Annotated in this window: 13 protein-coding genes; 6 read left to right on the top strand and 7 right to left on the bottom strand. The window is 33.4% G+C overall.

Features of this window, described 5'->3' with window-relative positions:
* Positions 1 to 58: 58 nt before the first annotated feature.
* The 6 genes from P2W65_RS20060 to P2W65_RS20035 all read right to left on the bottom strand — a co-directional run bounded on the left by P2W65_RS20060 (position 59) and on the right by P2W65_RS20035 (position 7,647).
* Positions 59 to 259: a hypothetical protein gene (locus tag P2W65_RS20060; protein ID WP_289660447.1), complete on the bottom strand. Its 201-nt coding sequence runs from the start codon at positions 257 to 259 to the stop codon at positions 59 to 61.
* A 476-nt stretch (positions 260 to 735) separates the two neighbouring features.
* The gene (locus tag P2W65_RS20055) at positions 736 to 1,086 is read right to left on the bottom strand and encodes a hypothetical protein (protein ID WP_289660446.1); all 351 of its coding nucleotides are present in this window, start codon (positions 1,084 to 1,086) and stop codon (positions 736 to 738) included.
* 17 nt (positions 1,087 to 1,103) lie between these two features.
* Entirely contained in the window at positions 1,104 to 1,244 is a 141-nt protein-coding gene (locus tag P2W65_RS20050) for a hypothetical protein (RefSeq protein WP_289660445.1), read from the bottom strand.
* Between the two features lie 179 nt (positions 1,245 to 1,423).
* On the bottom strand, positions 1,424 to 2,020 hold the full coding sequence (locus P2W65_RS20045) for a YciE/YciF ferroxidase family protein (RefSeq protein ID WP_289660444.1): 597 nt from the start codon (positions 2,018 to 2,020) through the stop codon (positions 1,424 to 1,426).
* Positions 2,021 to 2,037: 17 nt separating this feature from the next.
* Positions 2,038 to 4,182 carry a catalase gene (locus P2W65_RS20040; protein ID WP_289660443.1) on the bottom strand — a complete coding sequence of 715 codons (2,145 nt, stop codon included), beginning with the start codon at positions 4,180 to 4,182 and terminating at the stop codon, positions 2,038 to 2,040.
* 216 nt (positions 4,183 to 4,398) lie between these two features.
* On the bottom strand, positions 4,399 to 7,647 hold the full coding sequence (locus P2W65_RS20035; protein WP_289660441.1) for a CheR family methyltransferase: 3,249 nt from the start codon (positions 7,645 to 7,647) through the stop codon (positions 4,399 to 4,401).
* A gap of 134 nt (positions 7,648 to 7,781) precedes the next feature.
* Between P2W65_RS20035 and P2W65_RS20030 the strand changes: the two genes are divergently transcribed.
* From P2W65_RS20030 to P2W65_RS20010, 5 genes are all read left to right on the top strand, one after another.
* On the top strand, positions 7,782 to 8,048 hold the full coding sequence (locus tag P2W65_RS20030) for a hypothetical protein (protein ID WP_289660439.1): 267 nt from the start codon (positions 7,782 to 7,784) through the stop codon (positions 8,046 to 8,048).
* Between the two features lie 550 nt (positions 8,049 to 8,598).
* A complete protein-coding gene (locus P2W65_RS20025) occupies positions 8,599 to 10,320 on the top strand; it encodes an FAD/NAD(P)-binding protein (protein WP_289660438.1) in 1,722 nt (573 codons plus the stop codon).
* Between the two features lie 441 nt (positions 10,321 to 10,761).
* Positions 10,762 to 11,064, top strand: a complete 303-nt coding sequence (locus P2W65_RS20020; protein ID WP_289660437.1) for a hypothetical protein — start codon at positions 10,762 to 10,764, stop codon at positions 11,062 to 11,064.
* Between the two features lie 12 nt (positions 11,065 to 11,076).
* Positions 11,077 to 11,364 (top strand): hypothetical protein, encoded by a 288-nt coding sequence (locus P2W65_RS20015; protein ID WP_289660436.1) that lies wholly within the window; start codon positions 11,077 to 11,079, stop codon positions 11,362 to 11,364.
* An 879-nt stretch (positions 11,365 to 12,243) separates the two neighbouring features.
* A complete protein-coding gene (locus P2W65_RS20010) occupies positions 12,244 to 12,585 on the top strand; it encodes a winged helix-turn-helix transcriptional regulator (RefSeq protein WP_289660435.1) in 342 nt (113 codons plus the stop codon).
* A 144-nt stretch (positions 12,586 to 12,729) separates the two neighbouring features.
* Here P2W65_RS20010 and P2W65_RS20005 read toward each other — a convergent pair whose 3' ends face one another.
* Entirely contained in the window at positions 12,730 to 13,977 is a 1,248-nt protein-coding gene (locus P2W65_RS20005; RefSeq protein WP_289660434.1) for a cystathionine gamma-synthase family protein, read from the bottom strand.
* A 290-nt stretch (positions 13,978 to 14,267) separates the two neighbouring features.
* Here P2W65_RS20005 and P2W65_RS20000 point away from each other — a divergent pair, with 290 nt between their 5' ends.
* Positions 14,268 to 14,858, top strand: a complete 591-nt coding sequence (locus tag P2W65_RS20000; RefSeq protein WP_289660433.1) for a TetR/AcrR family transcriptional regulator — start codon at positions 14,268 to 14,270, stop codon at positions 14,856 to 14,858.
* Positions 14,859 to 14,976 lie beyond the last annotated feature (118 nt).

Here is a 14,976-nt window from a genome sequence, read left to right as displayed (position 1 = left end):
GTTTATTTGCATTATGAGAGAAAACTATATGTTTATGTTCAAAAAATTTAATTTTCAATTACATATGACTCGAATTTTTAAGTATACGCTCTTCACAATCCTTTGAATTCGATTCTGTCATTTCAGGTTTTTCATCCCAATCACCCCAGTCTCCTTTGTACATTTTAACACATACTAAGTCATTATTATCATCTGAGTAAATTATCGTATTCGAAATACGGCAATAGCTTTTGCCATAATCTTTTTTTGAATTTTCCATTATACTAATTTTTAGAATTAATTCTTCAGATTTTAATTCCGAAGAATAATTGGTTTTAGATTTTAATTGATAAGTAAGGTTTTAACATGTTGGTTTTGTTTAGTTTATGAGAATTGTAAAGAGCACAAAGTTAAAACAGCATTAAGCATTCGTTTATATAATTTTAGTTTGGATTTATATAATTCCCATAAGCGCAAGCATTTTATCTATTGAAATAATGTAACTTTCTTTTTAAAAACCTATTTTCTATTACATCTTAAAATCAAACATGGTAATTATAAAACATTTGGCTTGAAGTTATGTAAATTGAAAATTTTATTCTTATGATATTAATAGGATTCTCCGTTCTAAGTTCCGTAATAGAATTTTGGACTGAAAAGAAAACACAGAAATCAATAGTAGGAAAAGAAATGAAGCAGAAATAAAACTTATAATACAAACCCGTCTATTTACAGACGGGTTTTATTTTACTTTATTTAAAGATTACGATCAGGTATTATACCTTCTTCATCATCTAAATTTCCTAGATCTTCATTATCTAATTCTTCCTCTCCAAGGTCTTCATTATCAAATTCGTCGTCTAGCTCATCAGTTTCTGAATCTTCTTTGCTAAACTCGTCCGAGTCTGTTTGTTCATTTCCCAGGTTTTCATTATCGAAATTTTCTTTTCCAAATTCCTGACTCTCCAAATCGTTGCCATAATCTGGTTCAGCATTATCTGATATAGTATGATCTGGTGGTGTATCAATATCTGGATCTTGATATCGTTCGTTATTTTGAAAATTCTGATCTTCCAGATTGTAATTTTCTGTTTCTTCTAAATTCATAATACAATTTTTAAAAGTTATTTTTTAGTTGAACCTGATTCCTTTTTCGAATCCGAAGCAGATTTTGAACCGCCTTTTGAAGGAGTTTCTTTTTTATCAGTTTGTTTATCTGATGTCTTAGCACTATCAGTGCTTTTTTTAGTGTTTGAAGTTGCCATGATATATTTTTTAATTTGTTAATAAGCCAAATGTACATGGACTACAATTCATAATTTTACATATAATGGTACTTCTAATTGTATAATTAACAGCTGATTACTTTTTTAAATAAAAAAAACACCTGTATTTATACAGGTGTTTTCAAGTAAAAAATAATAAACGAGAAATAGTATATTTTTTATTCTGCTGCAACAATGTTTACTAAATTGAGTGCAACGTCATTTAGCAGACAATCAGCTTCTTTCTCCTCCGCAAGAGTCTGTGTTAATAATTTTGCAGCATCATTTTCGCCAATTGCTTTTGCAAAAGCCACCAAAGTTCCGTAAGTAGCAATTTCATAATGTTCGATTTTTTGAGAAGCGGCTATAATTCCGGCATCTCTAACAGCTCCAGGAGTTGTTTCTAAAAGAATACTGTCTCCTTCTTTTAATAATCCTGCCATAGCTTCGCATTTTTTGCCTTCTGCTTTTTCTCCTAATAAATCAAAAACCTGTTCCAGTCTTGCTACTTGGTTTTTAGTTATAGAAAGATGTTCTAAAATAGCTCCCGAAAGCCCCGCAGCTGAAGCATTATCAGCCATTTTTGGTAAAGCACTCACCAAAGCATTTTCTGCCCAGTAAATATCTTTTAAACTGTCAATAAATAAACCTTTCAAATCTGTAGCAGCATCTGGTGCCGGTGCTACAATATTTTTTGAATTGTTTTTTATATCTTTAGACTGACTCTCTTTTGGTTGTGCAGCGTTAGTCTGACCTTGTTTTTCTGAATTTTTCATTTTTTATTTTTTTGAAATTAATTGTATAAGTTTGGTTCGCGCTGCCAAAAACGGTGTTTAGTCATTGCAGTAATAAATTCCTGAGCAAATGATTCTCTGGCAATTTCGCGGGTTACAATAACGCCTTCATCGTCATTTGTAATTTTTCCAGCAAATGGGGCGGCGCTTATTATTTCTGAAGCCTCGCCGTCGGCACCTATCACTTTACAATGCTTATAAGCATCGTTTAAGTATTCAAGAGCATCATCATTTTCTGCCAAAGCATTCAATCCTAAACCATGAGGAATATAAACAGCATCAAACAATACAGATGAAGCGGTAAGGAAACTAAATTCAGCCGAAATCGCTCCTTCAGTATCTGTAGCAACAGTACCTAAATGTGGTGCAATAACACAGCCTTTGGCGCCCGCTTTTTTCAATGCATTTTTGATGTTCATCACCGAAGCTTCAGAAACACCGTCAGAAACTAGAATCGCCACTTTTCTAGATTCGATAGTTGGCGAATTGGTTGGATTATTCACCATACTTAGAGCTTGAGAAGATTGTACCGAAGACGGAACGGTTTGTGGTTCCTGTGTTCCTGCTTCTTCCGTTTCTGGTGATACGCCTTTATTAATAGGAGTTTCTAAAGTGGATGGTACAGTTGCACCAAGACCTTGTGCTACTTTTTGGGCAAGTTCTGTATCCACCTGAGATAATAAGCCGATCATTCTAACTCTAATAGCGGTGGTTTCTACTTTCCCGAGTTCAAATCGTAATGCTTTTACGATATGACTTTTTTCTTCGGGTGTCTGGCTGTTAAAAAATAGTTTTGCCTGGCCGAAATGATCATTAAAACTTTCGCTTCTGGCTCTTACTTTATGAGAATCAACACGTTCGTTAAAACTTGAAAATCCGCCTTCAGCAATTTTTGCTTGATAAGGACATCCGCCGCCAAGTGAGTTTGGAGAATAACTTACGCGACCTTTATTAATTTCCTGACGCATATGTCCGTCGCGCTGATTGTTGTGAACGGGAGCAACGCTTCTGTTAATTGGAATTTCATGAAAATTCGGACTACCTAATCTTGATAATTGTGTATCGGTATAAGAGAATAATCTTCCTTGTAAAAGCGGATCATTAGAAAAATCAATTCCTGGAACCACATGACCTGGATGAAAAGCAATTTGTTCTGTCTCTGCAAAGAAATTTTCAGGGTTTTTGTTCAAAACCATTCTTCCCACAATGGTTACAGGAACTAATTCTTCGGGAACAATTTTCGTTGGGTCCAAAAGATCAAAATCATATTTATGTTCGTCTTCAGCTGGAATTATTTGAACGCCTAATTCCCATTCTGGAAAATTTCCTGATTCAATAGCTTCCCATAAATCTTGTCTGTGAAAATCAGGATTTTTTCCTGAAATTTTCTGTGCTTCATCCCAAGCAACGGCATGTGTTCCTAATTTGGGTTTAAAGTGAAATTTTACAAATACTGATTCTTCTTGAGCATTTACCAGTCTGAAAGTATGAACGCCAAAACCTTCCATCATTCTATAACTTCTCGGAATTGCACGATCAGACATTACCCACATTATCATGTGCATAGATTCTGGCATCAACGAAATAAAATCCCAAAAAGTATCGTGAGCCGATGCTGCCTGAGGCATTTCGTTATGCGGTTCTGGTTTTACAGCATGAATAAGATCCGGAAATTTTGAAGCATCCTGAATAAAAAATACGGGAATGTTATTCGCTACTAAATCATAAATTCCTTCCTGCGTATAAAATTTTACGGCAAATCCTCTGGCATCTCTTGCAAGGTCTGTAGAACCTCTTGATCCGGCAACGGTAGAAAACCTGGTAAATACAGGTGTAATTAATCCTTTTTCCTGTAAGAAACCAGCTTTGGTTAATTCAGGAATTGGGTTCGTAACTTCAAAGAAACCATGTGCGCCAGAACCACGTGCGTGAACAATTCTTTCTGGAATTCTTTCGTGATCAAAATGCGTAATTTTTTCCCTTAAAATAAAATCTTCTAATAATGAGGGACCGCGATCACCGGCTTTAAGTGAATTGTTATCGTCATTAATTCGAACGCCCTGATCTGTTGTTAAAAATTTGTTTGTTCCATCGGAGGTGTTGATGGATAAATCGCGTTGTTTTTCGTCTTGAAAATTTTTCATGGTGTTTCTTAAATTAGTTAAAACTTAAAAATAATTACAGTCTATCTTTCAGATTTATAAGTAGTTGCTGACCGTAATTTATCAAGTGATCCAAATTTAAATTTTTAACAGATGCGTTTTTTATAAGATTATCTCTCATTATTCTACAATTGCCACAAAATGCCTCAAAAAAAATCTCCATTTCTGGAGATTTGATATTTTGAACTTTGATTTTTTTTACGAGGGAAGATAAATATATACAATAGTTCCTTTGTTGGGCTCGCTTGAAATTTTGATAAATCCTTTATGATTATAAACAATTTTCTGAACAAGCGTTAATCCAAGTCCGCTTCCATATTGATCATCATTCTGAAGTTTGTAAAATGGATCAAAAATGAGTGTTTCAAAATTCTTGCTAAAACCAATTCCGTTATCACTAATAAAGAGTTTTATGTAATTGATATCAGGATTTGCCCCAAAATCAATTATTTCTTCGGCAGAAACATTTTCGACTCCAATTGTAATTTCTGGCACACTGGTTTGTTTGGAGTATTTGATAGAGTTGGATATCAAATGAGTAAAAAGTTGCTGCAATTGTAAAGGAATAATGCGTAGAGTTGGCAAAGTTGTTATGTTGATTACAGCTTTCTGTTCGCTTTTTAGGGTCTTTATATCATTAATTGTTTTTTTTAAAAGCAGATTTAAATCTGTTTTTTTGAATTCTTTCTGCACAAAATTTATTTTAGAATAATCAATTACATCTTCAATAAGCTTATTCATATTTACAGCTGAACTTAGTAAGCGACTTAAATTATGTCTGCCGTTTTCGGTTAACGCTTTTTCGCCGTCCAGTACTTTTTTGCCAAACATATACATTTTACGAATCGGTTCCAGTAAACTTTCGCTTGCTGCGGCAGTAAACGATTCTAATTGTTTATTATAGGCTTGAAGTTCAGAATTTTTCATTTTTAAAGATTCATGGCTTTGTTCTAAATCCGTAATATCTTCAAGCGCTAATAAGATCATTCCGTCTGGATTTGAATTGACGATCGGAGAGGCGTTGATCAATATTGTTTTTTTTCCAATACCATCAAAATCAAATTGTATTTTGAAATTTTCTACCATATCCTTTTGACTTGTTTTTTTTAATACAGATTCTTTAAAGGCAGGAATATTCCAATGCGAATTTCCAATCTCCAAAATAGATAAACCTTCGATTTGTTCTTCTGTAGTTTTGAAATAGGCATAAAAAGAAGGATTGGCACTTTTGATGGTAAAATTTTTATCAATAATGATTAAAGGTTCTCTAATCGTTTTTACAATCGATTCATAAAAGTTGCGCATAGTGGCGAGTTCTTCTCTGCGGTCTTTCAATTCATCATTAATACAAGATAATTCCTGATTATTAGATTGAAGTTCAATAGTCGAGCTTTCAAGCTGATAATTCATGATTTGTAATTCCTCGGTGCTGCTCAATAGTTCTTCGTTGGAAGTCTGGAGTTCTTCAAAATAAATCTGCTGTTCTTCGGTTACTTTTTTAAAATCGCCTCTAAGCTGTGTCAATTCTTTTTCGAGCTGTGACGTATGTTCTGGATTTAATTTTCCAGTTTGTTCATTCTTATGATTATTAGTTCTTTTGCAGAATATAATCAGCAGCAGTTCAGTGTGGTTTGGAAGATAAATTACTTCAAATGAAGCTAAAGAAGGCTGTTTTTTAACTTCGGTAAATTCTCCTGAAAAATTCTTTTTCTCATTACGGGCTTTTAGAATATAATTTCGAAGTTCAAATTCGACCTCATTTCGTACCATATTGAGAATGTTAAAACTCGGTTTTCCTGATGCGGGCTGCAAGAACGGGCTTGTATCGCCATGAAAATGGACAATTTCAAGCTCTTCATTAATTATTACTGCAGCAGGAGAAAATTGTTCTAGTAGAATATCTGAAGCAATTTTTCTGTAGTCTTTTTCGTTAGGAACATTTTCCTGAATCTCTTTTGTAAAGGGATTTGTAATGAAATCAGAACGGAAGACTTGATTATGGTCAAGTTGCAAAACTGTTTTACGGGTATATATTTTTTCGGCTTTATCAATCGCAGTAAATAAGTGCGGCACGTGATGCGCCCATTCTGATTTACCCAGAAATAAAATTCCTTTATCGCGAAGTGCGTAATGAAATGTTCCTAAAACCTGATTTTGCAAATCGTTATCGAAGTAGATCAGTACATTTCGGCAGGAAATAAAATCAATTTTTGCAAAAGGAGCATCTTTTGTTAAATCATGAACCGCAAAAACGCACATATCCCGAATTACTTTATTGACATGAAAACTGTTGTTTCTTTTTATAAAGTATTTTTCTAATCTGTTTTCGCTGATATTTTTTACGTCTTGCTGTGTATAAATTCCTGCACGCGCTTTAGAAATGCATTTTTCAGATAAATCGGAGGCAATGATCTGCACTTTTATTTCTAGTCTGTTTATTTTCTCCAAATAATCGTGAATGCAGATAGCGATTGAATAGACTTCTTCGCCAGTTGAGCATCCCGCAGACCAGATTCTAAGCACAGGAATTGTTAAGTTTTCAATCAGCGAAGGAAATGTATTTTCGCATAAATTATCAAAAGCCTGCTGATCTCTAAAAAAGTAAGTTACAGGTATGAGTATATCATTAAATAAAAAATCCTGTTCATTACTATTGGTTTTCAATAAACTCAAATATTTTTCAGTGGTTTCTTGTTTGGTTACCACCATTCTTTTGGCAATTCTTCTTCGCAGGGTTGTATGTTTATAATGCTGAAAACCGGTACCTGTTTTTTGCAGTAATATCGAAATAATTTCTTCAAATAATTCCTGTTCATCTGAAGTGTTTTCTTTGTCCTCGTAAGAATGAGTAACTAATTTACTTTCGTGGATTTGAAGTAACTTTTCACTAACATCAGACGCAGATACAAAATAATCGATGTATTCTGATGTAACTGCATTTTGTGTAAAACCTCCTTTGGTAAGCACAGCAATTGTCGAACCGCCTGCTTCTTTAAGTTTTTTAAGTCCTGTAGATCCATCAGAAGGTGTCCAAGTAAGCATTAAACCTACAGAATAACTTTGATAGGCATGACCGATAGACTCAAAAAACGTATCCAGACAATTATTTACTTTACTGCTTCTAATGGTGGGTTTTAGCTGCAGTAATCCGTTTTCTAAGACCAAAAGATTATTTTCAGGAACAATATAAATATTGTTGGGCTTTATATTGATGTCGTGAACAATTTCAATCACGGGTATTTTTGCATTTGACAAAAGTATTTCTGCAAGATTACTGGATTGTGAGGAAGACAAATCTTCAAAAATAATATAAGCCATTCCTCTATCTGCTGGAAAATCAGAAATTATATTTTTTAATAAATCAATTTCTTTTGCAGCAGTTCCAATTGCTACGACGGGAAATTGATAATTTAAAGCTGTTTTTAGTATTGATTCATTTGTATTCATTTTTTATGAGGGTTTATGGTAATCCTATAATTTAAATGTTTGTTAGTGTAAATAACAGATAAACAAAATAGTAAAATTTGCAATGAAACAAATTGTATTGTTTTGAAAATCAAATTATTAATTAAAAATAGAAAATGATGAGAAATTTAATTATCAGCTTTTGTATGATCTTCTTTTTTGGATTTGCATCAGCGCAGGAAACTCCTGCTAAGAAAAAACAGAGTACTGATACTATTCAAGCCAAGAAAAGTAAACATACATCTACTCAAAAAAGCTCTAATACAAGAAAAGGCGACACAGTTTACAAACAGCGTTCTGAGCAAAAAAAAGGGAAAACGGTAAAGCCGAAAGGAAATTCGACTCCGCAAAGTAAAGATTCAATTACTGGCAAAAGATCCTAAAGTATAATTATTTTAATTTAAAGTCTATTTTATCAATTTAAGTAGACTTTAAATCTCTTTACTTTATTGTATTTAATCTAACTGCTGTTATAGTTTGCTGTAATACACACTCTGGACTAATTTATCAGGCGATTAAGGCATTACTATAAGAAAGTAAAAGCTTAATAATAAAATAATTCAATTTCATTAGCTGTAAAAATAGAGCAGTTTACTGGTTTAATTTTGTATAATTACAAAAACGACTTTCATAATTCCCATGAAGTTAATTGTAAGATAATTATATTAATATTCATTTCGCAACGGTTTGTATTTATCGTTAGGGTTTAAGGTTAAAAAGCTCTCATAAATAAGAATTTAACTCTATGATGTTTGTCATTTTATTGCAGTCATAACCTTAATTATATAATTTACTATTTGAATCATATAAGCTACAAGACAAATCGTTATTGATATTTGTAATTAATAGCAGTTATCATTCTCACAACATTTTATTCGGTAATAGTTTGGATGTTTCAGAATTCCTAAGAGTAAATATAAAATCAAAAATGAAATGGATATTAAAAATACTAAAAAACGCATAGCAATTTTGGGAGGAGGTCCGAGCGGGCTTTTTATTTATAAGCGATTGGTAGAATCTGGCTCTAATGATTTTGAGATTACAATTTTTGAGCGAAAAAAAGAGCTTGGTTCAGGGATGCCTTACAGTACCGAAGGTTCCAGTATGGAGCATATCACTAATGTATCCGATAATGAAGTACCGCACATTGTATCTACCATGTCGGAGTGGATCTATAACGCACCTGCGGACTTACTGAAAACATTTAATATTAAACCAGATCAATTTAACGAATACAAAGTCGTGCCGAGACTGCTATTTGGGAGCTATCTTTCTGCACAGTTCGACATTTTATGCAAAGCTGGAACGGAAGCTGGGATTAGCACTACCGTACATTTTGAAAGTACAGTTACTGACGTGAATTATGACGTAAAAAATGAAGTGGTAAAAGTTGAAACTAGTAATGAAAGTATTTATGAATTTGACTACGCTGTTATCTGCACTGGACACAAGTGGCCAATTCGGTATGAAGGTAAAGTTGCAGGCTATTATGATGCTCCATATCCACCTGTAAAACTGGCAAAGCATTTTAATCATCCTATTGCAATAAAAGGTTCTTCTTTAACTGCTATTGATGCCATAAGAACTCTGGCAAGAAATAACGGTTCATTTGAAAAAGGATCTGACGATGCTCTTTATTTCAAATTAAATCCTGAAAGTGCTGATTTTAGAATAATGATGCACTCCAGAAGTGGTATGCTTCCTGCGGTTCGTTTTCATTTAGAAGATTCACATCTTTCGAATGACTCTTTGTTAACTAAGGAAGAAATAGAGCAGCACAGAAAAGGTAATAATGGTTTTTTATCGCTTGATTTTATTTTTGAAAAGGATTTCAAAGATATATTCCGCGCAAAAGATCCTGAATTTTATCAGCGGATCAAGGATTTTTCAATTGAAGATTTTGTAGCTGATATGATGGAACTGCGGGAACGTCTTGATCCTTTTCAGCTTCTAAAAGCCGAATATGTGCAGGCTGAGAAATCTATTAAAAGGCAGGAATCTATTTATTGGAAAGAAATGCTGGCTGTTTTGAGTTTTGCAATGAATCATCCTGCCAAATATTTTTCGGCAGAAGATATGCTGCGGCTTCAAAAAGTGCTGATGCCTCTTATTTCCATAGTAATTGCATTTGTTCCCCAAAAATCATGTGAAGAATTATTGGCTCTTCATCAAGCTGGAATATTAGATCTGGTTTCTGTCGGAGATGACAGCACAGTTGAACCGCAGAATGGAGGAGGAGTATTTTACAATTTTAAAGATAGTGGCAGTAATGATCGTTCAGTATTTTACAAAACATTTATAGATTGTGTCGGACAGCCGCATTTATCCTATGAAGATTTTCCGTTCAATACTCTGCTGGAGCAGAAAGCTATTAGTCCAGCACGTTTAAAATTTAAATCATCTGAGGCAGGTCATACCGCATTTACAGCAGATCCAGATAAGGTAGATCAAGATGAATACGGAGACTTTTTTCTTAAAGTATCAGGAATAGCCATAAATGATAATTTTCAAATTATAGACCAATACGGCGCTTATAATAAAAATGTATACATCATGGCCGTGCCTTATATTGGTGGTTTAAATCCGGATTATTCCGGACTGGATTTTTGTGAAGCAGCTTCTCTGCGAATAGTAAAAGATATTTTGCAAAATTAACTTGCTCATTTTTTTCCCTCGAGTATCAAGGGATAATTTGTTTTTTATAAGCTCGCAATACTTTTAATAACCAGCTTGGCTGCTTCATCAATGTAGTTAGTATGTGTCGGACTGAGATACGACTGGTTCTTGTTCAGTCCCTGCGGCGCTTTCGATTTGAGATTTTATAACGTCCTTATATTTAGCAAGTCCAATGCCAATAATAGTGACGGCTAAACTTTCCAATATAGAACCTGCCTTCGAATGCCCGTTTTTATTTAAGTAAGATGATAATGTAAAGCGCCAACAGATCCAAATAGAATCAGTTCTCCTGGCACGTCACAAATTACAAATTTTCACAGTTTGAATTAAAGAATTAAGGCTGGGAGATTTTTAATGGATTAATTGTCTTAAATTAGTAAGAGAGTATTCAGAAGAATACTGAAATTTAAATAAGAAATAATGTATAAACACACCATTATATTCAAAACAGGGCAGTTAATACTTCCCGAGAAAACAGACCTCCATTTTGTTATGGATCTGCTTCACATTGGCCAGCTAGAACTCAACTATATAGGTGCTGCGGCCGCTGTGGATAATAAAAATGCTGAACAAGCTTCGCTTCTGGTATTCCATTTTAATACAGAACAGGAACTGGATTACAGCATGCAGGAATCTGAAATTAACCACCTGCTGTCGGAGCTTCTCAAAAAGGAAAATCCAGAAATAAGCACAGACAGTAATGATATAAATGTGAAGTTTTAAAAAATTGCATTCATGAAAGAAGAGCTGATAAAAAAAGAATATACCCAAGAACTTGAAAACCTAATCAATGAAAAGAGAATAAAACTCGACAGACTAACTGGTTTTGAAAAGCAACAGGCTACTTATAAGCATCTGATTGAGATAGATGAATTTGTTATACTGGCAAACAGGCGGCTTAATGAAATTATAACCGTACATGAGCTAGTCCTTCGAAGCGAAAAGCAGTATCAAGATTTTATGCATTATATCACGCCGGCTGCAGAGGAAATCTACAGGAAGTATTACCAGGGACTAATATGAAACCTTGCTCATTTGACAGCGTAAAGATGTCGAATTTGAATGAGGGTTTCATCGCGTAACTTTAATTAAATCTCTCCTGCATATTACGTGACTGAAAATTTCATCATTCCAATCCTCTGTCAACAATCAAGAACATTCTCTTTTTTAGATTTTTATGAACAAGTTTACAATAGTTGAGTACGAAGACGATGGTATCTTTAGTTACCCACATAGCATTTTTTTGATTAATAAAGCTTTGAGTCTAAAATTCGTATGTTGAATATTTTGCTAATTTTCTATTTAACGAATACTTAATTTCTACTATATTTTTTGATGTTCGAATCCTGTTAAGTTATCGAAGGGTAAATCAACTATTTGCGCAATTTTTTATATAAATATATACGCTGATGCAATTTACTATTATTTTAAAGAATAAAAATAAATGCATAAATGATTCCAAGACAGCGTATTTATTGAGCTTAAATAAAAAATGGCGCCAATTGTCTTCAATTGGCGCCATCTGGCTGAGTGACGGGGACAGGACAAATTACAACATCATTTTTGGATGATTTGAAGAAATTGGCTTATTTTTCGATTGATTTGTAAGATAATTGGTTTAGTTTTTTATTTTGAAGAGGTTTGTATGTATCGTAAAGGTTTAATGTTAAAAAACGTTAAAAAATGTGATTTCGTTAATTCAATAAATGAAGCTACTAATATAATTGTAAATGAGACTACATAACTTAGTATTTAAATGGATAATTTAAGTAAGTTTTTAGCAAAATTAAATAATAGTTTTGAGATTATTAATGTCAAAATTTGATACTTATTTCTGCTGATTTTGATGAAAATAAAAATATATCTTCCTCTTAATAATTGTTCTTCCACAGAAGCTAAAAATTGATTTATTTCCATACTGTACTTATGGCAGTTTCTGATGCATTGTATGCAATTGGAGGAAAATGGAAATTGATGATTATTATTGCAATGGCCAGAGGAAATAAAAGATTTACAGAAATTCAAAGACAGGTTACAGGTATTTCTGCAAGGGTTCTTTCGAGTGAGCTTAAAGAATTAGAGCAAAACGGTTTCCTGCTTAAAAAAGTAGCAGTGGGGTATCCTGTAAGTATCGAATATGAACTTCTTCCTTACAGCCAGACTTTAGAAGAAGTTGTAGGAGCCATGACAAAATGGGGGATACAGCATAGAGAAAAAATACGAAATGAAAGTAAATCCAAATAGATGCAATGAAAAAGGGAACGAGAATTCAATTGAACGCTCTTTCCCTTTGAAGTTTTTAATGAATAAAATTAATTAAGCTTTTCAATCTTAGAGAGGGCTTATGATTTTTTACTGATCAAATTTAAAATATTATAAGGTTTATTATCAGTTAAATGCATGAGTAAAGTCTTCTAATAGATCGTTGATGTCTTCAATTCCAACCGACAATCGAATTAACGAATCTTCAATACCCATTTCTTTTCTGCGATCAGCACCAAGTTCATGAAAAATAGTCTTGGCTACAGGAATGGCAAGACTTCTGGTATCGCCTAAGTTACTTGATTTAATAACAACTTTTAATCGATTTAGAAATGTAACGGCATCAATTTTATCATCTAATTCAAAACTCATTAATCCGCCATATCCATTAAAAAGCTCCGAAGCGATTTTATGCTGCGGATGATCAGCTAAACCAGGATAATTAACTTTTTTTACCAGTAAATGTTCATTAAGAAAATTTGCCAGCAGTAAGGCATTGCTGCTAGTTCTTTCCAGCCTTAAAGCTAAAGTTTCGGCTCCTACTGAAATGCTGTGTGCTGCTTCAGGAGATAAAGTACCTCCGCCATCACGTAATCCTCTTTTTCTGATCTGGGTAATACCAAGCATCTCAGGTTTAATCTGGCCGCGTAAAATTGCTGCAATGTTTGGGAAACCAGCCCAATCATACAAACCTGTATCTGTAACACTGCCGCCGAGTGCATTGCCATGACCGCCTATGTATTTAGTTAAAGAGTTAATAACAAGACTCGCTTTAACATTAATGGGTTTAAAAAGATAAGGCGAAGTCATCGTGTTATCTACAACGTAAATGATTTTATTTTCGGAACAGAAATTACCAATTTCATCGAGCTGGGCTATCTGGGTAGCAGGATTTGCAATCGTTTCCACAAATACCATTTTTGTATTTGATGTATGCTCTTTTTGGATGTTCTCTACACTGGTAGCATCTACATAAGATATTTGAACGCCAATTTCACTAAGAGTCTGCATAATACTTCGTGAATTCCCAAATAAGTAAGAACTTGCAATGATATGATCATCCTTTTTTAAAAGTGATACAATTGTGGCTGTGATGGCAGCCATACCAGTAGAGAAGGCTACAGTAGACATTCCATTTTCCATTTGTGTTAATTTGTGCTCTAAAGCAGCTACTGTTGGATTGCCCTGTCTTGAATAAGCATATCCTTTTGTTTTATTCTGAAAAACATCAATTAGTCCATTCACATCTTCATAACCCCAGGTCACAGCAGTATGTACAGGTTGGTGTAATGCGCCAAATTCCGGTTTTAATAGCCGGTCTGAGTGTAATATTGTGGTAGTAAATCCTTTTTTAGTATCCATTTTCTTATCCATGCTATAGAGCATTGTCTTAATGTCATTAATTATTTTAAAAATTGGTATATAGCTGGAATATTCATCAGCTAATACATTGCTAAAATAGCGGATAAAAATGGTCAATCAAAGAAGAGAAACCATACTGGCTGAAAAATTATTATTTTCTGACAGTTGGAAACGGCTGAATTAATTTCCCCATAATTGAATCGTTTATTTTCTTATGCTGACATTTTATAAAAATTAAATTAGTGTTAATTTTAATTTTTAAAATATACTTTTTAGTATATTTGTACCCTAATTAATTTACAATGCTTAGTAAAGCTGAAAGAACTAAACAATTTATACTTGAAACTGCGGTACCGCTTTATAATGAAAAGGGGATATCGGGAGTGAATATTGATGATGTTCTCGAAGCTACAAAACTAACAAAAGGATGTCTTTACGGTCATTTTGAAAATAAAGAAGATTTATCTGAGCAGGTTATAGATTTATCTTTAAAAATGGTTTCGGACAGAATCAGAGCGGCAGTCTATCAAGCCAAAACAATAAAAGGTAAAGTGTTTGCATTTTTAGATTTCTACAAGAACCCAATTGATACTTATATTTCTGGAGGTTGCCCTATATTTAATACAGCAGTAGAAGCAGATGACAATTATCCTCTTATAAAAGAAAAAGTAGCCAAAGTATTTAAGAGCGGCCAGCAGGAATTAACGGCTCTGCTGCAGGAAGGAATCAATACGGGTGAATTTTCAAGTAAACTTGATCCTGCGGTCTTTGCATTTAAATTCACGGCTTCAGTTGAAGGCGGTATTGTAATGTGCAGAGTTATGGGGACAGCAAAACCAATGCAGGGACTTGTGAAAAGCCTAAAATCTGAATTAGAACAATACGTCTTATAATTTTTTTTTGATTAAAAATATACCAAAAAGTTTATTTTAAAATATACTAAAAAGTCTAAAAATAGAATTTATTAATTTGATAACTAAAGAATAAAAAATAATTTAAATAGAAATAAAA

The sequence above is a fragment of the Flavobacterium panacagri genome (assembly GCF_030378165.1).
GTDB lineage: Bacteria > Bacteroidota > Bacteroidia > Flavobacteriales > Flavobacteriaceae > Flavobacterium > Flavobacterium panacagri.
Note: the sequence above shows the minus strand (reverse complement) of the source record. Positions and strands in the feature narration are given on the sequence as shown.